This window comes from Bradyrhizobium sp. USDA 4449 (assembly GCF_054056275.1).
This window is the reverse complement of sequence record NZ_JBSRYD010000001.1, coordinates 2,614,642-2,635,241: the sequence shown is the minus strand read 5'-3', so window position 1 is coordinate 2,635,241 and position 20,600 is coordinate 2,614,642. Positions and strand designations below refer to the sequence as shown.

The window sequence follows — 20,600 nt, the reverse complement described above, 5'->3', positions numbered from 1 at the left end:
CCCGGTCGTGGGTTGACGGTGCAGGCTCAACCTCGCTTGGTTGAGTGCCTTTCGAGCCGAAGCCGCTGCGCTCTCATGCGCTTGATCTCTTCATCGAGTGCTTCGATTTTCTCGTCGCATTTTTCGCCTTTGGACTTGGGCGCATCCTTCCGGAGTTCTTCCAGTGCTTTCTCGGCGGAGAGCTTTTTTATGCCAGACATCATCGCCTCCAAAAAGACTGCAAAAGCGGTCCATCGGTTCGGCCCCGGCGTTAGCCGGGGCTCTAGGCAAGCTGGGTAAACGCGCTACTGCGAAGACAATTTCAAGACTGATCGAAGCTCTATTGACAAAGATACGTCCGACCGTCGTCGAGCTTTGTCAGAGTCCCGGGCTCGCAGACCATTCCGTTTCGCCGGCGATAGTCTTCCGCTGAATAGCCATAAGCCTCGTAAGGGCCACCCTGGTAGTACGATGCGCCGGTGTAATAGGGGCTACTTCCCCATCCCCTGTATGACGACGTAGCCGCTATTGCTGCGGCGGTCCCTACTGCTGCAACGCCTGCGCCCACAACGCCAGCACCGTATCCATACCCGTACGTAGCTCGCCGCGCCTGCCGACGCGCTACACCTGCAACGCTGACCGGTGTTAGCGGACGACCGACGCGCGCCTGCGCGCGTTCTACCGATAGCGAGGGGCCGTCGTGATCAGACCAGCCAAACGAGAAAAGTGTCGCGCACGCGAATGCAGAGATAGCAATGGCAGATTTCCTTATCGATCTCATGAGAACCCTCCATTGTTGCGAGGCAGCGAGCCTGCCGAAAAGCCGCTCGCTGTCATTGATCTGGCGCAAATCTCGGGAGTGCTTTGGCTTCCCTTAGGGACAATAGCGCAGTGAGCGCATTCGGCGCGAAGCTAGTTCGCTGACATCGCAAACGGGGAAATTAGGAACGCTCAAAAGAGCGCAAGGGGCAACTTGTGCGTATCCTGAAATGGCCTCGGCGACTAAACCGCCCCCCGGAGCGTGGTAAGCGCGTCCGCGTTGAAGCGCCGGTTAGCCGCAGGGTGGCAGATATCGCTTTTTCGTCACATGAGTGCTCGTTTGATCCGCTTAGATCGCCAATCGTCATGGGGTGGATGAACGGTGAATTGCGTCCACCTAATACAGCCACTCCCCCTTACCTAACTTAAACCGGCCCAAACCGTCGCGATTGACCCAGCCGACGTGCATTGCACGCACAGAGGCCACACCATACGCTGAGTTAGATGGAGTGCGATGGGAGGCCGGGGATGAAGTGCCTGCGCATATATGCAACACCTGATGGGGAGTCGCATTTTGGAGAAGCCGACATCCCGATGACGATGAAGCCGGCGTTTCCCAACGAAGCGCCGTTTGAAATTTCGGCTTTCTACCCGGCGTCACGCATCCGTTTTACTCACATCCCCGCCGGGGTACGCGAAGCGGGCTTTCACCGGCCACCGGATCGACTCCTAGCTATATGGCTGGACGGCCACGTGGAATTTGAAACGAGCGATGGAGAGGTGAGACGCCTTCCGGCGGGAAAAGCTGTTCTTGTCGAGGATACGCACGGGAAGGGACACATCTCGCGCCATCCCGAGGAAGGACAGAACGTCATCATAGTCATGCTGCCGAGCGGCCTTGACACGCCACTCCGTTAGTCTGCTTGTCCGTCGCGAATGACCACCCATAAGCGACATCAGTCAGCCAGAAGCCCAAAGCTGTGGTCGTTGGCTGCTTCTCCGGATGCTGCGGGGCAGTCCTTGAAGACCATCCCGGCGGGGGAAGCTGCCGGTCCATCCCATTAGCCGACGAACGTCTCGCCGGGCGTGATGTCTACTTCTGACTGCGCGGCTCACAGAAGTAGACCGGCTCAGAGTGGACATGGCTAAGGATGCAAGAACTGGCCGTAGCTGGCTTGGGTGGGACCTTTGATCTGGATCAAGCGTATCCAGCTTGACGGTGTCGCAGACTGCCTTTGCCAAATGTTCGATCAGGTTGGGAACAGCAAGATGCACATTCTTTGGACGATCATCATCGGGTTTGTCATTGGTGTAGTCGCTAAATTCATCATGCCTGGCGACAAGGCCGAACCAAAGGGCTTCATTCTGACGACCATTCTGGGAATTGTCGGGGCTTTCGCTGCAACCTACCTCGGTCAGGCCGTTGGCTGGTACCGCCCCGGAGAGTCAGCGGGCTTCATCGGCGGTGTGGTCGGCGCGATTATCCTTCTCTTTGTCTATGGCCTTGTGGCGCGGACGCCGCGCGGCCTGACTTGAATCTCTCAGACTCTGAAGCTCCTAGAGGCGTCCGCAAGCACCGGGGAAGGTCATCAATCACTCGCGCAAGCTATTGGGAGAACAACATGGAGCAGATCCTGATTAACCTCATTGCGGGAGCACTTGGAGGCGTTGGCGCTGGCAAATCATCGCCCACATTCGATCTTGGGACGGCAGGAAACGTCATCTCTGGCTTAGTGGGTGGTGGATTGCTTGGGCAAGTCGCTACCCTGTTACTGCCGTCGGTCCTGGCGGCGGCTCAATCTGGAAATTTCAGTGTGAGCGGCATTGTCTCGCAAGTCGTCGCTGGAGGCGCGGGCGGCGCAATATTGACGGCGATCATTGGTGCTATCAAGAACAGAGCCGCGGCCTGACTAATTGTGAGCCGAGGCATGGGATGCCACTCGCCGGATGGCGGTCCGTCGCCGGTTTTCCGCCGGCCTTAGACGTGCGGCTTACCCTGGCACGCTTTCTGGCAATTGCGTTTCAAACACGCCCTGATGGTCATCGGGAAACCGCGGGTTCTTTCTTCCAGGGCCTACCTATCAGGGCTTCATGGATTGCGCAGCCGCCAGAAGATTCTGCGGGTGCACCCGGATCGCACCACCGCGTGGGCTGTCTAGGTCAGCAATCAGAAAGAACGCCACAGAAATCACGAAGGGCAGGATGAAGAGCAACGTTTGCCCTTTGCGGCGTTCGCTGTAGCCAATCAGCACGTTGCACGAGAGAGCCATGAGCGCCATCATGGCCCATGCCCCGATGGGAATTCGATTCCACCAGGCGGCCTGAGTGTAGCCCTGTGAGTTGATGACATCGTTCATGCCGGACACCACGAGGGCCATCACCGGCGACGGCTGCCTGACCGCGCCAGGCAGCACCGCGGACCAAAGCTCGCTCTGCACTCTTGCCGTTTGCTGCCCGATTTCGGCGACCCGCACTGCATCACTCTCCTCGTAGAATGCGACGCGCAGATCGAGATATTTGTTCAGCAATTCTCGCGCGCGTGAGGCGTCGTCACCCGGCAGCAGATCGACTCGCAGATATTCCGTGCCTATGGCATTGGCTTCCGCTTCCTCAAGCGTCTTGCGCTGATCGTAGCGGCTAACCGCCATTGAAAACGAAAACCCGATGATCAGCGCGAGCAGGGTCAGGGTCGCGGCCTGCACGATACTGAAATCGTGACGCTCGCCCTGTTTGAAGGATGCCGCGTGCCTGCGGATCAGGTCACCCGCAAACGCCCCGACTATCTGGGCCACCAGCGAAATCGCGAAAATGGAAAATGGATTATCGAAGGAGGCGGTCATTTGGAAACTGATGAGCATGTAAGCCGGGAACCGATGCTTGCGTCTGACCTCACGTCACCATTGACGCAGATCAAACAAAACCGCGGCTGCTATGCGTCGACGCCCGCTTAACACCGCGCGGCAGCCGCGAGTAGCGACGCCCTGCAGCAGTGCGCGAGCCAGGTTGTGGCCCGGAGCCGTCTGTGAGGGCAGCGCAGAGCGGGTCTGCTCTGCCCCCGAAATCAGACGTCAACTTGTTCTGCTATCGCAAGGGCGTCGTCGACCTCGACGCCGAGATATCGAACGGTACTCTCGATTTTGGTGTGCCCCAGAAGGAGCTGTACGGCGCGCAGGTTCCCAGTTCGGCGATAGATTAAAGTCGCCTTGGTCCGGCGAAGGGAATGCGTCCCGAACAAACGCGGGTCCAATCCGATATCGGCGATCCAGCGGGACAGAAGGCGTGCATATTGGCGGGTCGTTATATGTCCGCCCCTCCGCCGTCCGGTGAACAGGTATTCGCCTGATTTCTTGACGGTCACCCGCAAGTAGTCATCGATAGCCTGTCGGGTCGATTCCGTTAGTTCAAAATTTGACCGGCCGACCCGTCTTCTTCTGGCGAACGATCGCGCGATCGGCCGTATACCCGCCTGGGGCAACGTCATCGACTTTCGATGCGACTACATCGCAGCCGCGCAGCTTGCTGTCGATGGCGACGTTGAACAACGCCAGAGCACGCATTCGGCCTTCGACCTGGAGCTTGGTGCGGATCGACCAAACGTGCTTCGGACGGAGCGGCGGCTTTGCGCCGACCATCTTCCCCTTGTTCCAAGGAACGTGTTTTGAGTTGGCAGGGATGGTCCTTGGGATATGGGTGATGGTTGACCTCCTCAGCTAGTGAAGCTGGTCATTTTCAGCCCGGAGCCCTTCCAATCCCACGTCTGCTTGCAGACGATTGGAGACTTGCCACCGACTAGAGGGACGACAGGACCGATTCTGACCACACTGCGGACATTCCACACGCGACCGCGTGGATCGACCGTGTTGTTTTCACCGGTTTTGATGTGCATCAACGCGCCTTCTCGACGAGCGAGCAGTGTAAACCGCTTCGTTCAAAGGCTCGGCGCATGGATTCCCAATCCGGTTTGATGCACGGGAATGCGGAGAAGCGGTTAGTCTTCATCGACGCACTGCGTGTCGCGGCCATTATTTTCGTGATTGTTCATCACGCCGGCCAAGCCTACGGGCCCACTGGCGGTTTTTGGCCCGTACGCGATCGGGCACAAAGCGATTGGTTCACGCCGTTCTATACAGCCAACGCCGCATTTGGCATGGGATTGATGTTTATGCTCGCCGGATATTTTGTGCCGCCGTCTTATGATCGGAAAGGCCCGCGCCTTTTTCTCATGGGGCGATGGCGGCCTATCGGTATTCCCCTCGCAATCCTCGTTCTGCTGGTCCATTTGCCGGTGGTTTATCTAGTTGAGGGAGGGCCCCAACCGGGGCTATTCTTCACCGGTCTTTATGAGCGAGGCTGGCAGCCGATCTATCTGCATTTGTGGTTTGTCGCACATCTGCTGCTGTATTGCTTCGCCTACGCGGCCTTGCGGCGGATTTCCATATCGCCCGGACGCGTCCTGAAATTGCCTTTGCCCGGACATGCTGCCATGGCGTCGTTCATTGCGGCGCTCGCGCTCGTCACATGGGTCGTCCGGATCTGGTATCCGGTCGATAAATGGGTGCCGTTCCTGTTGGTCATGCCCGCTGAACTTGCCCATGTGCCGCAGTACATTGCGTTCTTCGCTGTCGGCGCGGTCGCGTATCACGGCGACTGGTTCCGCAGAATGTCCACGACCGACGGCCTGATCTGGCTCGCCATAGGGGGGATTGCGGCCGGCGGCATTTACGTTGCATTCGGCTTCGGGTGGTGGAAGATGGCGCCCGGCGGGCTTGGCCTAGAGTCATTGATGAGAAGCAGCTGGGAGACGGTAATCGCGGTCGGGCTTTCAACTGGACTCATCATTGTCTTTCGCGAGCTATTTGATCGCCCCAATCGCCTACTCAAGCTGATGGCTGCGGCGAGCTTCGGCGCGTATATCCTGCACCCTGCGATCGTTGTCGCGCTACAAGCCGCAATTGCAGACGTGACGCCGGGCGCCTTCGCCAAATTTGCCTTCGTGTCTCTGCTGGGGACGGCCGCGTCCTTTGCCCTTGCGCATCTAGCCCGTCAGGTGCCCGGTATCAGAGCTGTACTAGGTGCGACTTCGGGCCGTGAGACCTCGCCAGTCTCCGGAGTCCGATGAATTAACGCCTTTTTTGGGATCGCAACGGAGGATGTCTGCTTGTGGCCCTGAGCGGACATGTCGCGCTCACTACGCTTCGCTGATCAGGTGCAACTTACGCGAATCGCATGGGCATAAAGAAACCCGTCGGCTCAGGTCTGTGGGTCTTTCGTCGCATTAGGCCCAGATCCCTTGCGTGCCAAAGAGCACGGCAATGAACGAAACTAGCAGGCCAATTCCCGAGAAGATGGCGACGGCAATCAAATGGTCGGAGTCATTGTTCGATGACGCGAATTTTCGAGCGTAAATAGATGGCTCTGAAATCGACGTTGGCATTATTGTTCCCAAGGATGGTCGGATATCATCGCTCTGTAAGCACCATGATGGTTGCCCTACATTCGGTTAGGGAGAGGCGGCAACGCTCCGATTTGATGTAACAGCGCAAAGCGGTCAGGCACGCCCCAGTGTTCGACAAGTTTGCCGTCTGCGAAGCGGCAGATGTCGATGACGTCGATCGCGACCGGCTTTCCCGAGCGCGGATCGAAACCTGTCGCCCTGCTGCGCGCCCACACCGTGTCGCCGGCCTCCACGATTGCCTCAATCGTAAGCTTCAAACCCTTAATGCTATGCCTTGCATCTTCGATTTGGGCTTTGAGGATTTGCGGGCCGGGAATGGCTGTTTTTGCTAAATATTCATGCTCCACGATCTGGTCTGCGCAGAACTCATCGGCAACGCTCAAGTCACCTTGAGAAAAGCCGCGGTCGATGATCGCCTTGAAGCTTTCGATATTCGGCGACATGTCCTTCGCTCCGCTTTTTCGGTCGACCGCTGAGGCCATGGTGGCCACTGTCATGATGGCGAACGTACGCCGCGTCAGTCCCATCGCCGCCACCCCCGGTCTGGTCGATCTAGCGGAGCAGGAGTAAGAGGCGCTTGTAAAATTCAGTCATCTGCTGGAAAGAATATATTATTCCAGTCGCCGACGAGGCGGCCGGGTGGCAAACCAGCAAATGAGCGGCACTCGCGGATGAAATGCGCCTGATCAAAATATCCGAGTTCGTGAACTATATCGGTCCAGGATCGGGTTGGCTCTTTGCGACGAGCGGCCAAGGCCCGATCGAAGCGAACGGTTCGCGCGAAGAGCTTTGGCGGCAGCCCCGTTTGGGTCGCAAAACGCCGCTGGAACTGCCGGGCGCTAAGACCAGACCCGGCGACAAGACCCTCGATCCGAAAACAGCCTCGCGTTGCGATCAGGCGACGTGAAGCGAGTGCAATTGCGCAGTCTGGCCCGCACTCTTGGAGGATGCTTTCGGCCCAGCGTTCGACCGCAGCGACGCGGTGCGGGAAGTCCGGCGCCATACGCACGGCGTCGCCAAGCTCAATGGCGGACTTTCCAAGAACGTCGGAGGCCGCGGGGTCCTGGTTAACCAAGGATGTCATGTCGATTCCGACCAGCCGGTTCAGCCCGGCCGGTTGAAACAAAATGTTGAAGACGTGGATCGTACCCGACAAGAAGATGTGCGCCCGGCGATAGGTTTGCGGTCCAACGACGCTCATATCCGGCGTCGGGTTCGCTTTGCCACCGTCGATGCGCACCCGATAAGGCTCAGCCAGGTGGATATTGAGGATCTGGTGCGGCCGGGCGGGAACAGGCCATGCCAACACTGAACTTCCCAGCTCGATCCGTCGCTCCTCGAACGCCCGCAAGACGCCTCTCAGCTGAGAGCGGGGTAATGTCCGCTTGATTTCCATCGAGCACCTTGGCGCACGCAGCTTAGAGCGCGTCGATACCGGCAGCAAGAGCCGAGATTGGCAAGCAGCGCCTTGTATGGTCCATCGCTCTTGTTGAAGCACGGCAAGATGAGTCAGGGCTCTGGTTCTGCGCTGTGCATCATCGCCACTCGCACTATCGAGAGGAACGATATCACACCCTTGTCGTTCCGGCGATCAGCGCCGACCCGAGGAGGAAGGGTGTGTCGGTGTCGTTCTTGAATGACCCGACCCATGCCGAAGCGTGTCACCGAGCCGCACAGCAGATGCCTGCCCACCTGAAGAAAGCTGCGGTGCGTTCCCGCAACACCTATGTCGCGACCGAAGCATGTGAAGGTAAACGGACCCTGTTCGTCGTGAGGGGAACAGTCGTTGTCGAACGGCGGTAAGGCCGCCTCGGCGGCGGACGTTCTCGGCGTCACCGTGCCGCCCTCGCTGCGGTGCATGAGTCCGGAAATGGCCCATCTGCGAAGTTCCGCGGGGCATGACGGCGGTCCGCTCACCGCGTCAGAGCGGACCAGATTTACTCAACTTGAGTTCTTCGCGTTTTGACCCAGAGCAGTCATTTGATAGGGCGATTGCTCGCCTGTTCGACCTGCCTACCTAATCCAGCTTTGCCAAAAACGTGTTGATGGCGTCAGCACCTTGCTTCGGCTGTTGACACATCCACCAATGGCCCGCCCCTTGTAGAATGGCGATCTTTGCGCCGGCGCGCTCAGCAGAACGTCGCGCTAGCCTCTCCCCACCGCAGTAATGGTCTTCGGTCGCAATCAACGCGAGACCAGGTTTGGCGGCTGCCCGCGGCAAACCGGTTCCGAGATTACGTATCACCGGCTGGGCCGCCGATCGGTATAGCGCCAGGATTGCTCTCCCCAATTCCGGATTCGTACCAGCAGCAACCTTTCTGGCGATCGCCTCGCTCATGCCTAAGCTCTCGTACCGCTGGGCTCGTTCCTCGACCCGCATGTTGCGACCCTGCGCAATCGCTTGCTCGCCCGTCCCGGGCGTCTGCCAAAGCTGCGCCATCTCGTGCCAGACGTAATCCGGATCGAACAGCCCTAGAATATCGACTGTCCACGATCGTATCAGGCTGGGATATTCCATTGCGATCCGCATGACATGGCCGCCACCCCAGTCGTGCCCTATTAAATCGATTGGTTGCGCCAACTTGCCGAGCTCGGCAACGAGCCAATCACGGTAGGCATCGGCGGTACAATCAAACCCCGAAGGTATAGCTGCCCCGAATCCCGGTGGAGACAGACGGACGACATCTTGAGTGCGCAGATATGGGACGAGATCATCCCATATCGCCTCGGTCTCAGGATTTCCATGCACAAGGACGATGGTCATCGCAGTTCGCTCCCCGTTTATTTCAGTCATGAGCACTACCGTCGTTTACATCAAGGCGACAAGCTCGCAGACGGCCGCTAAGCAGACGATTGTGCCCCGGGCCGTGAGAGGCAGAACTGCTCTTGCACGCTCTCCCGTACTCCGAGCGGTTTTGGCTGCGCCAGAGCGCAAGACGCTTGGCATTCACCTGGCAGCGCCCATACGCGCGCTGACCTTTTTGACGATCTGTGGATCGCGCAGTACGGTCGGGGGCGCCAGTAGATGATTGACCTCAGTCAACAAACGATGCACGACGGCGTCTTCGGTGGCGATGCGTTGTAGTGCGCCACTGAATTTCATGCGTTGCACGAAGTCCGCAGGTCGCGTGCCGCGAGTTTTTTCGTACATGAAGTCGCTTTCGGCCACCGACCATGGTGCGGCCAAAACACTCTCGATGGCTGCAAAAAATGTCTCTGCCAGGCCGTCGAGGGGAGCAGGCTGGCCCACTCTTTCGCGGAGCAGCCGTTCAAGAACCGCCACTTCCTGAGCGGCCACGGTCATGCCCTGTCCGAACGCAGGATTGAATCGGCAGACGACATCGCCAATCGGGAGAAGGCCATGCGGAAAGGCGTTCATTGTGTCGAAGCGACGACGCCGGCTGCTGGGAAAGGCAAAGCGATGTATGGACCCGAGCGGAGTTGCGCCTTTGAGTGCATCGTAGATCGTTGAGGTGCGGAATGCTTTAGCGAAAGCGATGAACCCGGGCAGGTCATCGGGCGGGCCGTCGCCGTGCATCCCGTTCAAGGTGACTTGCCAGCTCTCGTTTTCGCAGGGGAAAACAAAGCCTCCGCGACCGCTGGCTACGGTGGGGCGATGAATGACGCCGCGCCAGGCGCGCGACGCGGTCTGCGAAAGCCGGAATAGACCCGTCCCGTAGACGATGTCGACGCCGATGTCCGTTTCCTCGGGGCGGGGAATACCGCAGGCGTCGAGCGTCTCCATCGTCATGTTGCCGCGCGAAGACGCGTCGACAATGAGATCTGCCGTAACCTCTCTGGCGGCGCCTGACACCTCATAGATTAGTCCGGTGACGCGTTGATCGGCGGAAAGTTGCAGCTTGGTCACCCGGCACTGCGCTTGCAAACTGATGTTTGCTTGTTTTTTGGTCGAGGATCGCACGGCAAATTCGAGCAGGGGTCTCGTCATGCACAAGGTATCGAATCCAAAGTCCCGCTGCGGCCATGGATCGATCCCCGGCGTCTCAATCAGAATGTCGACCGCGACCCTGGCCCGAGCGGCGCCCGCAAGCTCGAGCTCGTGCTCCAGTTCGGGATAGAAATTGAGCAATTCCTGGAGCCCCGCCTTGAGCAAAACATGGGCCTGCCGGCAATGCGGTGTCCCCACGCGCGGTTCAGCGCGATCCGGAAACGCATCGCGTTCCAGCACCGTGACTTTGTCGAAATAAGAGGACAGGATTTTCGCTGTCGCGAGGCCGCTGATACCTGCTCCGATGACAACAGCGTGCGCGCCCAACAAACCACTCATTGAAATCTCCTGCGGAAAACAAAAAGCAAATCTGTCGCTCATCGGGCCCTCAATGGGCGCTAAACGAGCATCGGCAAATGACACGAGCTTGGTGCACTGGCTTATCATTGTCAATCGGAGTAGATCGTCCGAAGCAGCTTGGCGCCGAAGTGCCTTCCCCGCGCGGGAGGGGTGTGGCCCGCTATCCCCAGCGATTCGAAAGCGATGCGGTAAGCGCGGACATTTCTTGTGATTGTCTTTTGGACGCTTTCAGCAAAGCACAGGAATGTCGCCTTTTGGCCATCAGCAAAGTTGCGCTGCGTCTGCCCGAGATCCGCTCATTGTGACGGAGCGGACCGGATTTGCTCAACCTGAGTTCTTCGCATTTTGGCGGGAGACCAGACAGGGGGACGGCATACGTCCAAAGTCGCTTGTGACCCACGACGGAATTTAGGCAGGCTTTGACGCCGCGCTTGACGGACGTCCGCTCATCGCGGCAGAGCGGACCAGATTTGCTCAACCTGAGTTCTTCGTATTTTGACCCATCTGAGACATTAGACCCTCAACCTGGACCAGTGTAGCGTCCACCTGCGAAAGCTCAGGTCATATTAACCGGGAGGGGCACATGAGGACGTTTTCTTTCGCAGCAGTGAGTATCTTGGCCGGTATGATGCTGTCATCGGCTGTGACTGCAGCAGAGTTGAGGGTGCTGGCCGGTGGCGCCATGACAGCGGTGTGGGCGGATCTCAAGCCGAAATTCGAGCAAACCTCAGGTCACAAGCTTGATATCTTCTTCGGCACCACACCGAACCTGATCAAGGAAGCGACCTCTGGCAAGCCGTTCGATATCGGTATCGTGCCGGTCGAGGTGATGAGGGACGCCGCGGCGCGATCACACTTCGCAGCCGAACCCACGCTGGACATAGCTCGTGTCGGCCTCGGTGTCGCGGTTCGCGCCGGTGCGCCGAGGCCTAACATCTCCACGCCCGTCGCTCTAAAGGCTGCCCTGCTCAAGGCGGAATCGGTCGCCTCGATTCCGGAAAGCGCAACCGGCTATTCAATCGCGAAGGTGTTCGATCGCCTCGGCATCACCGAGCAGATGAAAGCCAAGATGAAACCGCAGCCGACGCCGGCACAGGTCGTCGCTGTGGTCGCCAAGGGCGAGGCTGAACTCGCGCTGTTCTTGATGAACGTCTTGACGATGCCAGCCCTCGACGTTGTTGGCCCGTTTCCAGCTGACTTGCAGCAGGATGTCGTATTCACGGCTGCCCTCGGTGCGGGCACGAAGGAAGCCGGAGCCGCGAAGGCGCTCGTCGACTACCTGAAAACGCCGGACGCCATATCGGTGATCAGGAGCAAAGGTATGACGCCGGGGTGAAACAATCAGCTAGTGAAGACGCTGACGCTGGCGCATCTCGGCTGTTGGCCCGTCGCTGACCTTTGCCCACGGCGCTGCGATGTCCGCTCCCAAGAGATGACCCGACTAAGATCACGCTGCCTGCCGAGGGCAGCCTTTGACCCATAGCAGGCGTTCCGTTCATGTCGCCGACGCAGTTATGATGACCCAAGCTCGGGTGGGTATCCGCAATGTCAGCGCCTGCGTCAGTAGACAACTGGTTACCTGCTGCTGTGCGTGCAGCAGCAATAGACCGCACGCTGACCGCAGGTGAGGCCCTGTTTCGGCAGGGAGGCAGAACCGAAGGCCTCCTCAAGGTCATAACGGGACGGATACGGCTGACCCGGGTTGATCGCTCCGGCCGCGAAGTGGTGTTGCACGTGGCTGGCCCCGGGGAGACCTTGGCTGAAGCGTCGTTGTTCTCAGCCCAGTATCATTGTGACGCAATCGCAAGCACAAATGCGACTGTGCGGGTATATCCGAAGCGCGAAGTGCTGGCCGCCTTTGAGGAAGACCCGAAAGCTGCTCAGGCGTTCTCCGCGACCCTGGCTCATCAGGTTATGAACCTCCGCACTCGCATTGAACAGCGCAACATCCGCTCGGCAAGTGAACGCGTTCGACACTTCCTCGCGCTCAACGCAGATGCTGATGGCCGCACAATCCAACTGCGGGGCACATTGAAGGACCTTGCCGCTGAACTTGGCTTAACGCACGAGGCCCTCTATCGCACGTTGTCGGCACTCGAACATTCAGGCGAGATCAAACGTAAAGGATCAAAGATCACACTCGCTAAACGCGTATGATTGAGATCATATGCGGCTGCCCCTTCGGGCTGGTATCAGGGCATAAGGGGTGCACAGCCAAAAAAGAGGCTCGCTATGTCGAAATTTCCTTGGAAAACAACCCTCGTCACTTCGGCTCTGCTGGCGGCTACCGCATACGCTTTTGCGCAAATGTCGCCGGAAGGCCCAATGGGTATGCACGGGCAGATGCGGCAAGGAGGAACAATGGACCAAATGCATCAGCAAATGATGCAGGGTCAAGGTGGCATGCGCGGGGGTATGGACGGCAATAGCGGCATGCATGGGGCACAATTTGGCGGAACGGGCACTCCAACCTTGCCGGGACAAGACGCTTTCGGCGCTATCCAAGAAATCGTTCAGATTTTGCAAGCCGACCCCAAGACGGATTGGTCGAAGGTCAGCATTGAGGCCTTAAGGCAGCACCTCATCGATATGAATGAGGTGACGCTGCATGCTGCGGCTGTACAACGTGACGTGGACAGCGGTATCGAGATCAAAGTGACTGGCGAAGGCCGCACACTGGAGGCGATCAAACGCATGGTTCCGGCACACGTGAGCGAGTTGCGCGAGATTGGGTGGAATGCAAAGAGCGACGATTTACCAAACGGCATCACTCTTACGGTGACGGCGGGCGAAACACAGCCGCTGACCAAGCTCAAGGCGCTCGGGTTCATGGGAATTATGGTGCAAGGCAGTCACCATCAGCAGCATCACCTGATGATGGCGGCGGGCCAGTTCGTTCATTGAGAGCGCGCGTCGGAATGCTTATGGTTCCAATGGGCCGCCCTACCGGCGGCCTTTTCTTTGAAACGACTTCCACCGCTCTTGGCCCTAGCTGACCAACAGCCGAGGGCGCTAAGATGTCCGCTTTCCGGGTTGTCGCCGCCGAATGGGGCCGCCGATCTCGACTTAGCAGAAATTGACAATAGTTTTAGCAGCCCTCGACAATGTCCTAGGCTGATAGCCCGATGGACCCTGTCGAAAGTGGCGGCGGGAAATTCACCCGTGCAACTGTCGGCAGGCGCCAGCGAGAGGCTGCCGCGACCAGCCCTATCACGCTGGCCGGTCGAAGCGCTGGCTCCAGGTGAAGAACTGCAAGCATCCGGCGATGACAAGAGTGATGGAGTCGTTCGGATGGAAATCCCGAAGAACGTCTGTTGACGCTGATCAAGCCCAATCCGCCTCAAATTGCTTAACTCCAGTCGTGCAGACCGCCGGAGCGCGGGAACTAGGATAGGAGACAAAGATGCATTTCGCTATCTCCGCCACATATGGTCCGACTGATCCAACTCGGGCAATGCTGCCATTTATCTTCGCTACGTCCGCGGTGCAGAGCGGCGACAGCGTCACGCTGATGCTATTCGCCGATGCCGTATTCACAGCAATCGAGGGCGTGGGCGCGAAGCTCGTCCCGGTCGGGCCACCGAACCGGTACGAGGAGATCGCAGCGCATCCCAATGTGACGTTGATGGTGTGCAAGCCTTGCGTAGAGGCGCGCGGTCTAGCGGCATCAGCGCTCGACAAACGGGTGAAGCTTGCTGGGATGAACGAGTTCCACGCCGCAGCCAAGCAGCCGGACTCGCGAGTGGTCAATTTCTAGAAGATCGCCCTGCGAGCATTGGATCAAGGTGAAGACCGCAAGTATTCGGCGATGAACCGGGTGATGGAGTTGGCGGTCTCCTTCATTTCGCGAATGTCACCTGTTGGCCCGTGGCTGACCTCAGGCCGGAGCGCGGCGATGTCCGCTTCCGAGAGATGACCCGACTAAGGGCGTGCTGGCCACCGAGGCTGCCTTTGACCCACAAGAGACATCGGAGCGACACTAACCGACAGCACCTTGTTGAACGGCTTACGCCGATCCCTTCGCGTCAGGTCGCTTTGCAACGAGGATGTTGCTGATGCATTGCAAGACAATTTCGCCTTTGCGATTACGCAACCGCGCTTGGTCGCGCATGATGCCCCGATCGGGTTTTGACTTCGACTCGCGCTTGTCCAGAACGGTGACCTCAAGGTCGAGTTCGTCGCCCGGGCGCACCGCGTTCGGCAGCCTCAGCTCATCCCAACCCATTCCGACGAGCACGTGGAGCCGAGGTTGGAGTTTGGTCCTAAGCAAGAGAAAGACCGCAAAGGTGTGGCCACCTGAGGCAGTTAATCCTCCAAAAATGGAGCCTGACGCAGCCTCCTCATCGATGTGACGGGGCAGCGGGTCATACTGCTTCGCGAACTGAATAATCTCGTGCTTCGAGACCACATAAGGACCAGACCTTCTGATAGAACCGACTGCAGCGTCTTCAAAATACATGTGGGTCATTGCATTGCCTCCGGCAAAAACACGAGAGTATCACTCCGAAACGGACCGTAATTGGCCAGGACGATCGGTCCTGCCCCGCATGCCAAGGGGCGGCTGCGGTCGCACGAATTTAATGTAGAAATCCGAGCGTGAACATGCACTCAGCGTCGGTGGCACCTCACCTCTCGTCCTGTTGGTCCATCGCTGCCGCATCCCACGATCTAGCACATGTCGGCTGTCCGGGGTAGGACCGCACCTGACCTAGACCGGGCTAAAACCGTCGCGATTAACCCGAAGCAGACAAACGACACAGCGACCATGGCTTAGGTCGATGCTCTCGGATCCGGTCGTCGAGCAACGAGAAGACTGGCCATACACTGGAAGACAATTTCGTTTCTTTGATTGCGCAGTCGGATTTGGTTGCGCACGATCCCGCAACCAGGTTTCGACTTCGATACTCTTTTTTCGAGAATGATCGCTTCGAGATAAAGTTCATCGCCGGGGCGCACAGGATTCGGTAGCCGTACCTCATCGTATCCCATTCCAGCGAGGCCATGGAGGGGTCGGAGCTTCGTCGTGAGCGAAATATAGATTGCAAAAGTGTGGGCCACCGATGCGGTTAGCCCTCCCAAAATCGAATAACCGACTTCGGCGTCTTCAAAATGCAGGCGGCGGGCCATCGGTCGATCCTTCACGGGCTGACCAAATTGAATGCAGTCAGGGGCACCCTAGTCTCAATGCCGCCCGATGTCAGGACGTCTGGCCCATCTGCGCAGTTGGGCCGCGCCTGACGCAGTCGTGCCCTGCGCCGCCATCACGTCGCGCGCTGCCGTCCCACGACAAGGCCATATATGAAGAGGACGATGACAGCTCCCACCACGGCGCCCAATATGCCTGCGGACTCTCCGGGCGCGTACCATCCGACGGACTGACCAAGGAAAGTCGCAACGAATGCGCCCACGATTCCCAGAATTGCCGTCAAAATAAACCCCTTCGGCTCTGTCTTATCGCCGGGCATGATAAACTTGGCAATCACCCCAACGATGAAGCCGATGATAATCGTCCAAAGGATACCCATCTCATGCCTCCCGTTTCATACATGATCTTGGATACAGCTCGATGCTGTGCTCGAAGCGGCATCTTCACCGCGGGCCTGAACTCAGAATGAAACGGCGGTCACGTTTTTGCACGGGCCGCGCATTCATCGGATAGAGCTTGGCGAAGCGCGCGATGTCGTCCGCATCGACCTCGACAGGATGCTTTAGCACGATCCAGTCGACCGTCTCGCTGCATGGCGGTGTGGTGAGCGATCCCTCGTAATGGAAATAAGTTCGCTGCGCGGGTAACAAACGATTGGGATCAATGGCCGGGTCAGCGGCGACGGGCGCACCTTCTTCCGCAGGCATCGTCGAGATGATCTTTTTGAATACTTGGTTCGATCTGCCGGGAACCAGGAGCACACCAACGACTGCGAGCCGGTCATCCAAGGCGTGGACGAAATGTGCTTCCATGTCGAAGCGCTTGCCTTCGACAAGGTGTTCGCTCGGATGATGGAAGTGGAATTGCTTCAGCGCGTATTTGCGGCGGTCCATTGCAAGCGTGCCGCCCTCCGGGAATCCGAGCTGGATGGTGTGGCCGTTGTTAACGATGGTGTCGCGACGCTTATCCCAGCTCAACTTGAGCAACGGCTGTCGGGCAGTGATTGCGTCACTGATGTCGATAGGCGATTGCTGGCTGCCGATCGAGCATGCTTTGTCCGCGTCCTCGCGGCTGCCCCATTTGTCAGGGCCGGCCTCTCCCTCGTAACTCCAATGCTGTTCGGCAGCGAAACCGGCCGGGGTGCAGAGCGGACAGAGGCTCAGGCCACCCAACATTTTCAAGATATGCCGACGATCCATTGCTGGCTCCCGCAATGTCGGCTGATTACGCTACAGTGCGCGGACTCCGTTGATCTAGATCAAGTCCGCTAAAGGCCGCGGCAGAGCGGGCCAGATTGCTCAACTTGAGTTCTTCGCAGTTGACCCCGAACAGTCAGCGGCCGCTCAGCTTTTTTTGTGATGCAAAATGTGGCTCTCATTTAACGATGTGGTAGCGTGTTTGGTCTCGCCTGGAGGAGGAGCGCATGAGACGACGCCATTTCATGACGCTGGTCGGGAGCGCGGCGACTGCGTGGCCGCTCGCGGCGCGCCCGCAACCAACCGTGCCGGTGATCGGAATTATGCACAGTACGCCCGACACTGAGTCAAGGCGCGCGGATATGGCCGTTTTTCACAGCGGCCTCGCACGAATGGGCTTCGCCGACGGTCGAAATGTAAAGATTGAATACCGTTGGGCGGAGGATCGCTACGATCTGCTGCCCGCCTTGGCCGCCGATTTGGTTCATCGACAGGTTGCTGTGATTGCCGCGTTGTTCAGTACAACTTGCGCACTCGCCGCCAAGGCCGCAACGCAGACAATCCCCGTCGTTTTTATTGTCGGCACCAATCCGGTCGAAAAAGGCCTCGTGGCGAGCCTCGCTAAGCCGGGCGGCAACCTTACCGGCGCTACCATCCTTGCACTCGCGGTCGCCGCCAAGAAGCTCCAGGTGCTGCATGAAGTTGTCCCGGCAGCCGATCCGATTGCAGCTCTGATAAATCCAACCAACCTCGCTTTCGCCGGCGACGAATTAAACGAACTGTCGAATGCGGCACGTATCTTGGGTGTGCGTCTACTCGTATTGAATGCAGCACGCGTCAGTGATCTCGAAACCGTATTCGCTAGACTTGCAGAGGAGCGGGCAGGCGCACTCTTGGTCAGTGCGGACACGCTTTTTCTCTCTGCACGCGATCAAATCATTGCACTTGCGACCCGTCATGCGGTGCCCGCCATATACCAATACCGAGAAATGGCGCTTGGTGGCGGTCTCATGAGCTATGGGCCGAACTCTTCTGACGCCTATCGTATCGCTGGAGGCTACACAGGCCGCATCCTCAAGGGTGAGAAGCCGGCCGACCTGCCGGTGCAGCAACTGACGAAGCTCGATCTGGTGATCAACCTCAAGGCTGCAAGGGCTCTCAGGCTCACCATTCCGCCCACGCTGCTTGCCGGTGCCGACGAGGTGATCGAATAAGGGATTTGCTTGACCCGCTCAGGTCTCCTCATGGCCCATCGCTTCCGTTGGCGCATCTCAACGAAATGTCCGGAGCCGGGGGTAAACCGGAAGCGCTCCGGCGCTGTTCGAAACGGCGCTGTTGACCCTTATCGGAAGTCGGTGGGCCCAATTTGGCCGTCCGCCGTTGGCAGGTATCGCAGCCATTCGCCGGATCGGATGCCTCGCGGGTCGATACCTCGGTGCGAGGCGACGTAGTCGATCTCGCCGCGCGTGGTGCCGATGTCCGTCAGCTCCGTGTCACTTAAGTCGGACAAGATGGCGCGCAATTTTTGGCGTTCGCGGCGCTCCTGAAAGGCATCCCAATATTTCCAGATGAAGCTGGAGAGACGCCGGGTCGATACGGATGTCCGTTCCAACCATGGTGTGCTGTGCGTCGTGCTCATTGCAGTGTCTCCTGGGACGGTGTTTTTCAACCGACACCAAGGGTGCCACGAGATCGGCGGGGCACGCTTGACCGGCAACTTACATTTTCCTCACCGGCAGCTTATTCTTGCGATTTCCAGCCCGGTTATCTGGGCGCCCTCATCCAAGGGGATTCGCATCTTGCGTTATCTCTTCGAGGAGTATGCATTCGACACTGACCGGCGCGAGCTGCAACGCGGGGCGGACGTCGTCTCCATCGCACCACAGGTGTTCGATCTGCTTGACTACCTGATCCGCAACAGGGAGCGCGTTGTCACTAAGGACGAGCTCATCAATGCCGTCTGGAATGGGCGCAACGTTTCGGATGCAGCACTGACGACCCGGCTGAATGTCGCCCGAAGCGCAATCGGCGATTCCGGGGAGGAGCAGCGCCTGATCAAGACGTTACCGCGCAAGGGATTCCGTTTCGTCGGACAGGTGCGGGAGGCGCGAGAAGCTGCGGGCCCCAATCCAGGCGATGCGTTCGAGAGCGTTCTTGCGGTTCCTGACAAGCCCTCCATCGCCGTGCTGCCGTTCGAGAACCTGAGCGGCGACCCCGAGCAGGAGTATTTCGCGGACGGGATGGTCGAGGAGATCACCACGGCGCTTTCGCGGTTCAAGTGGTTGTTCGTGATCGCCCGCAATTCGAGCTTCACCTTCAAAGGCAAACCCGTCGATATCAAGGAGGTCGGACGCAGGCTGGGCGTGCGCTATGTCCTTGAGGGCTCAGTTCGCAAGGCATCGGGGAAAGTTCGCATCAGCGGACAGTTGATCAATGCGGTGACGGGCGCTCACATCTGGGCGGACAGGTTCGAGCGTGACCTAACAGACGTGTTCGTGCTCCAGGACGAAGTCACGGTCGCCGTCGTCTCGGCCATTCAGCCAAAATTGCTTCAAACAGAAATTGAAATAGCGACGCGACGGCGACCAGAGAACCTCACCGCATATGATTTTTATCTCCGAGCCACACAGCAGTTCTATTTGATGACCCGCGAAGGGTTGGCCGAGGCGATACGGCTGGCTGATCGCGCTTTGGAGCTAGACGCTCGGTTCGGCCTTGTTGCTGCTCTGGCAGGTGCCTGTCACTTCAACAGCGTCGTTTTAGGTTATGCGATCGATCGTCGATTAGGGCGCACGGAAGCAATTCGGCTTCTTCGCTTGGCATTGAGCCTCGACGATAGCGATCCAGAAACGTTAGCATTCGCTTGCGGAGCCTTTGCGTTCTTGACAGGCGATTGTGAAAGTGCGGTCGAAATGGCAGACCGGGCGGTCGCGCTCAACCCAAACTCATTTAACGTATGGCACAACAGAGGTTGGGTCCACATAATAGCGGGGGTGCCAGAGGAGGCGGTCCGGAACTTTGAACGCGCCATCCGCGTAAGCCCGGTAGACCCGCTGCTACACCTGTTGTTTACCGGGATGGGGGTGGCCTTTATTGAGCTTCGTCGCTTTGATGAGGCCATCGCCGCGGGGAAGAAGGCCCTACGTCAGAACTCCTCCTATTCGGCAGCTTACATGTGCCTCGCGTCGGCTTGCGCCCATCTCGGGCGTCACGCTGAGGTACATGATGCGACGGCGCGTCTGCTTGAGATCGATCCCGCCTTCACAATACCCGCAAGGATCGGTCGGGGCAGGCAATCAAATGCGAGGCTGTTGGCGGAGGGGCTGCGGAAAGCGGGGCTGCCCGAATGAACCGTGCTCGCTGGCACCGACGAGGCGATCAAATAGAGTTCCTTTGTGCTGTGGTGCATGAGTCCGCAATTGGCCCATCTGCGAAGTTGGGCCGCGCCTGACGCAGGTCCGCTCATCGTGCCTAAGCGGACCCGATTTGCACAACCCAAGTTCTTCGTGTTTTTTGGCTCGGAGCCGACGTATCGGTGAGAAGGCCGCCGTGTGATTGCGCCAAGGCTCTAGCTTGCTGCCTTCGACAAACGAGCGCGGGCATATTGCCAATTAAGTGGTACCGGTACCTTGCTCGTCGCAATCCCGACGATGCGCCCCGGCTATCTCGTCGGGATGGGATCTTGCCGTTCCGTCCGAGCCAGTACGGGCCACTTGCAGGTGTCGCACGAGCTACGCTGAAGTTGGCCCCTTCCCG

Annotated in this window: 22 protein-coding genes and 1 pseudogene; 11 read left to right on the top strand and 12 right to left on the bottom strand. The window is 58.6% G+C overall.

The annotated features are described in order from the left end of the window. Positions 1 to 26 precede the first annotated feature (26 nt). Positions 27 to 200, bottom strand: coding sequence for a hypothetical protein (locus ACVIIW_RS12560; RefSeq protein WP_456701031.1), 174 nt, complete (start codon positions 198 to 200; stop codon positions 27 to 29). A gap of 1,066 nt (positions 201 to 1,266) precedes the next feature. Between ACVIIW_RS12560 and ACVIIW_RS12555 the strand changes: the two genes are divergently transcribed. From ACVIIW_RS12555 to ACVIIW_RS12545, 3 genes are all read left to right on the top strand, one after another. Next, positions 1,267 to 1,656 carry a hypothetical protein gene (locus ACVIIW_RS12555; protein ID WP_456701030.1) on the top strand — a complete coding sequence of 130 codons (390 nt, stop codon included), beginning with the start codon at positions 1,267 to 1,269 and terminating at the stop codon, positions 1,654 to 1,656. A gap of 351 nt (positions 1,657 to 2,007) precedes the next feature. Next, positions 2,008 to 2,274, top strand: coding sequence for a GlsB/YeaQ/YmgE family stress response membrane protein (locus ACVIIW_RS12550; protein WP_456705140.1), 267 nt, complete (start codon positions 2,008 to 2,010; stop codon positions 2,272 to 2,274). Positions 2,275 to 2,360: 86 nt separating this feature from the next. Then, the gene (locus tag ACVIIW_RS12545; RefSeq protein ID WP_456701029.1) at positions 2,361 to 2,648 is read left to right on the top strand and encodes a hypothetical protein; all 288 of its coding nucleotides are present in this window, start codon (positions 2,361 to 2,363) and stop codon (positions 2,646 to 2,648) included. 171 nt (positions 2,649 to 2,819) lie between these two features. Here ACVIIW_RS12545 and ACVIIW_RS12540 read toward each other — a convergent pair whose 3' ends face one another. Both ACVIIW_RS12540 and ACVIIW_RS12535 read right to left on the bottom strand, forming a co-directional pair. Beyond that, entirely contained in the window at positions 2,820 to 3,578 is a 759-nt protein-coding gene (locus tag ACVIIW_RS12540) for a bestrophin-like domain (protein ID WP_456701028.1), read from the bottom strand. 221 nt (positions 3,579 to 3,799) lie between these two features. Continuing rightward, a pseudogene (locus ACVIIW_RS12535) lies at positions 3,800 to 4,370 on the bottom strand (tyrosine-type recombinase/integrase). Between the two features lie 311 nt (positions 4,371 to 4,681). Here ACVIIW_RS12535 and ACVIIW_RS12530 point away from each other — a divergent pair. Further along, positions 4,682 to 5,857: an acyltransferase family protein gene (locus ACVIIW_RS12530; RefSeq protein ID WP_456701027.1), complete on the top strand. Its 1,176-nt coding sequence runs from the start codon at positions 4,682 to 4,684 to the stop codon at positions 5,855 to 5,857. 371 nt (positions 5,858 to 6,228) lie between these two features. Here ACVIIW_RS12530 and ACVIIW_RS12525 read toward each other — a convergent pair whose 3' ends face one another. After that, positions 6,229 to 6,720, bottom strand: coding sequence for an ester cyclase (locus ACVIIW_RS12525; protein WP_456701026.1), 492 nt, complete (start codon positions 6,718 to 6,720; stop codon positions 6,229 to 6,231). A 59-nt stretch (positions 6,721 to 6,779) separates the two neighbouring features. Next, the gene (locus ACVIIW_RS12520) at positions 6,780 to 7,589 is read right to left on the bottom strand and encodes a helix-turn-helix domain-containing protein (protein ID WP_456701025.1); all 810 of its coding nucleotides are present in this window, start codon (positions 7,587 to 7,589) and stop codon (positions 6,780 to 6,782) included. Positions 7,590 to 7,810: 221 nt separating this feature from the next. Between ACVIIW_RS12520 and ACVIIW_RS12515 the strand changes: the two genes are divergently transcribed. Beyond that, a complete protein-coding gene (locus tag ACVIIW_RS12515) occupies positions 7,811 to 7,996 on the top strand; it encodes a hypothetical protein (RefSeq protein WP_456701024.1) in 186 nt (61 codons plus the stop codon). Between the two features lie 214 nt (positions 7,997 to 8,210). Here the strand turns inward: ACVIIW_RS12515 and ACVIIW_RS12510 are convergent, their stop codons facing one another. Next, positions 8,211 to 8,987 (bottom strand): alpha/beta fold hydrolase, encoded by a 777-nt coding sequence (locus ACVIIW_RS12510; protein WP_456701023.1) that lies wholly within the window; start codon positions 8,985 to 8,987, stop codon positions 8,211 to 8,213. Between the two features lie 153 nt (positions 8,988 to 9,140). Then, positions 9,141 to 10,523: an FAD-dependent oxidoreductase gene (locus ACVIIW_RS12505; RefSeq protein ID WP_456701022.1), complete on the bottom strand. Its 1,383-nt coding sequence runs from the start codon at positions 10,521 to 10,523 to the stop codon at positions 9,141 to 9,143. A 562-nt stretch (positions 10,524 to 11,085) separates the two neighbouring features. Here ACVIIW_RS12505 and ACVIIW_RS12500 point away from each other — a divergent pair. The 4 genes from ACVIIW_RS12500 to ACVIIW_RS12485 all read left to right on the top strand — a co-directional run bounded on the left by ACVIIW_RS12500 (position 11,086) and on the right by ACVIIW_RS12485 (position 14,259). Beyond that, positions 11,086 to 11,838 (top strand): molybdate ABC transporter substrate-binding protein, encoded by a 753-nt coding sequence (locus tag ACVIIW_RS12500; RefSeq protein ID WP_456701021.1) that lies wholly within the window; start codon positions 11,086 to 11,088, stop codon positions 11,836 to 11,838. A gap of 209 nt (positions 11,839 to 12,047) precedes the next feature. Further along, positions 12,048 to 12,659, top strand: coding sequence for a Crp/Fnr family transcriptional regulator (locus ACVIIW_RS12495; RefSeq protein ID WP_456701020.1), 612 nt, complete (start codon positions 12,048 to 12,050; stop codon positions 12,657 to 12,659). 75 nt (positions 12,660 to 12,734) lie between these two features. After that, positions 12,735 to 13,406: a hypothetical protein gene (locus tag ACVIIW_RS12490; RefSeq protein ID WP_456701019.1), complete on the top strand. Its 672-nt coding sequence runs from the start codon at positions 12,735 to 12,737 to the stop codon at positions 13,404 to 13,406. A 499-nt stretch (positions 13,407 to 13,905) separates the two neighbouring features. Then, on the top strand, positions 13,906 to 14,259 hold the full coding sequence (locus ACVIIW_RS12485; protein ID WP_074120546.1) for a DsrE family protein: 354 nt from the start codon (positions 13,906 to 13,908) through the stop codon (positions 14,257 to 14,259). 249 nt (positions 14,260 to 14,508) lie between these two features. Here ACVIIW_RS12485 and ACVIIW_RS12480 read toward each other — a convergent pair whose 3' ends face one another. From ACVIIW_RS12480 to ACVIIW_RS12465, 4 genes are all read right to left on the bottom strand, one after another. Then, positions 14,509 to 14,970 (bottom strand): MaoC/PaaZ C-terminal domain-containing protein, encoded by a 462-nt coding sequence (locus tag ACVIIW_RS12480; protein ID WP_456701018.1) that lies wholly within the window; start codon positions 14,968 to 14,970, stop codon positions 14,509 to 14,511. Positions 14,971 to 15,272: 302 nt separating this feature from the next. Then, the gene (locus ACVIIW_RS12475; RefSeq protein WP_456701017.1) at positions 15,273 to 15,629 is read right to left on the bottom strand and encodes an acyl dehydratase; all 357 of its coding nucleotides are present in this window, start codon (positions 15,627 to 15,629) and stop codon (positions 15,273 to 15,275) included. A 134-nt stretch (positions 15,630 to 15,763) separates the two neighbouring features. Continuing rightward, positions 15,764 to 16,027 carry a GlsB/YeaQ/YmgE family stress response membrane protein gene (locus ACVIIW_RS12470; RefSeq protein WP_456701016.1) on the bottom strand — a complete coding sequence of 88 codons (264 nt, stop codon included), beginning with the start codon at positions 16,025 to 16,027 and terminating at the stop codon, positions 15,764 to 15,766. A gap of 64 nt (positions 16,028 to 16,091) precedes the next feature. Then, entirely contained in the window at positions 16,092 to 16,847 is a 756-nt protein-coding gene (locus ACVIIW_RS12465) for a carbonic anhydrase (protein ID WP_456701015.1), read from the bottom strand. A gap of 224 nt (positions 16,848 to 17,071) precedes the next feature. Between ACVIIW_RS12465 and ACVIIW_RS12460 the strand changes: the two genes are divergently transcribed. Next, the gene (locus ACVIIW_RS12460) at positions 17,072 to 18,058 is read left to right on the top strand and encodes an ABC transporter substrate-binding protein (protein WP_456701014.1); all 987 of its coding nucleotides are present in this window, start codon (positions 17,072 to 17,074) and stop codon (positions 18,056 to 18,058) included. A 128-nt stretch (positions 18,059 to 18,186) separates the two neighbouring features. On the opposite strand, the gene ACVIIW_RS12455 is transcribed toward ACVIIW_RS12460, so the two are convergent. Continuing rightward, positions 18,187 to 18,483 carry a DUF1127 domain-containing protein gene (locus ACVIIW_RS12455; RefSeq protein WP_456701013.1) on the bottom strand — a complete coding sequence of 99 codons (297 nt, stop codon included), beginning with the start codon at positions 18,481 to 18,483 and terminating at the stop codon, positions 18,187 to 18,189. A 160-nt stretch (positions 18,484 to 18,643) separates the two neighbouring features. On the opposite strand from ACVIIW_RS12455, the gene ACVIIW_RS12450 reads away from it, so the two are divergent. Beyond that, positions 18,644 to 20,194, top strand: a complete 1,551-nt coding sequence (locus tag ACVIIW_RS12450; RefSeq protein ID WP_456701012.1) for a winged helix-turn-helix domain-containing protein — start codon at positions 18,644 to 18,646, stop codon at positions 20,192 to 20,194. Positions 20,195 to 20,600: the final 406 nt, after the last annotated feature.

Excerpts from the sequence above, each read along its gene's own strand:
- ACVIIW_RS12560 (WP_456701031.1), bottom strand. The coding sequence starts at position 200 with ATGTCTGGCATAAAAAAGCTCTCCGCCGAGAAAGCACTGGAAGAACTC.
- ACVIIW_RS12555 (WP_456701030.1), top strand. The coding sequence starts at position 1,267 with ATGAAGTGCCTGCGCATATATGCAACACCTGATGGGGAGTCGCATTTT.
- ACVIIW_RS12550 (WP_456705140.1), top strand. The coding sequence starts at position 2,008 with ATGCACATTCTTTGGACGATCATCATCGGGTTTGTCATTGGTGTAGTC.
- ACVIIW_RS12545 (WP_456701029.1), top strand. The coding sequence starts at position 2,361 with ATGGAGCAGATCCTGATTAACCTCATTGCGGGAGCACTTGGAGGCGTT.
- ACVIIW_RS12540 (WP_456701028.1), bottom strand. The coding sequence starts at position 3,578 with ATGACCGCCTCCTTCGATAATCCATTTTCCATTTTCGCGATTTCGCTG.
- ACVIIW_RS12530 (WP_456701027.1), top strand. The coding sequence starts at position 4,682 with ATGGATTCCCAATCCGGTTTGATGCACGGGAATGCGGAGAAGCGGTTA.
- ACVIIW_RS12525 (WP_456701026.1), bottom strand. The coding sequence starts at position 6,720 with ATGGGACTGACGCGGCGTACGTTCGCCATCATGACAGTGGCCACCATG.
- ACVIIW_RS12520 (WP_456701025.1), bottom strand. The coding sequence starts at position 7,589 with ATGGAAATCAAGCGGACATTACCCCGCTCTCAGCTGAGAGGCGTCTTG.
- ACVIIW_RS12510 (WP_456701023.1), bottom strand. The coding sequence starts at position 8,987 with ATGACTGAAATAAACGGGGAGCGAACTGCGATGACCATCGTCCTTGTG.
- ACVIIW_RS12505 (WP_456701022.1), bottom strand. The coding sequence starts at position 10,523 with ATGAGCGACAGATTTGCTTTTTGTTTTCCGCAGGAGATTTCAATGAGT.
- ACVIIW_RS12500 (WP_456701021.1), top strand. The coding sequence starts at position 11,086 with ATGAGGACGTTTTCTTTCGCAGCAGTGAGTATCTTGGCCGGTATGATG.
- ACVIIW_RS12495 (WP_456701020.1), top strand. The coding sequence starts at position 12,048 with ATGTCAGCGCCTGCGTCAGTAGACAACTGGTTACCTGCTGCTGTGCGT.
- ACVIIW_RS12490 (WP_456701019.1), top strand. The coding sequence starts at position 12,735 with ATGTCGAAATTTCCTTGGAAAACAACCCTCGTCACTTCGGCTCTGCTG.
- ACVIIW_RS12485 (WP_074120546.1), top strand. The coding sequence starts at position 13,906 with ATGCATTTCGCTATCTCCGCCACATATGGTCCGACTGATCCAACTCGG.
- ACVIIW_RS12480 (WP_456701018.1), bottom strand. The coding sequence starts at position 14,970 with ATGACCCACATGTATTTTGAAGACGCTGCAGTCGGTTCTATCAGAAGG.
- ACVIIW_RS12475 (WP_456701017.1), bottom strand. The coding sequence starts at position 15,629 with ATGGCCCGCCGCCTGCATTTTGAAGACGCCGAAGTCGGTTATTCGATT.
- ACVIIW_RS12470 (WP_456701016.1), bottom strand. The coding sequence starts at position 16,027 with ATGGGTATCCTTTGGACGATTATCATCGGCTTCATCGTTGGGGTGATT.
- ACVIIW_RS12465 (WP_456701015.1), bottom strand. The coding sequence starts at position 16,847 with ATGGATCGTCGGCATATCTTGAAAATGTTGGGTGGCCTGAGCCTCTGT.
- ACVIIW_RS12460 (WP_456701014.1), top strand. The coding sequence starts at position 17,072 with ATGAGACGACGCCATTTCATGACGCTGGTCGGGAGCGCGGCGACTGCG.
- ACVIIW_RS12455 (WP_456701013.1), bottom strand. The coding sequence starts at position 18,483 with ATGAGCACGACGCACAGCACACCATGGTTGGAACGGACATCCGTATCG.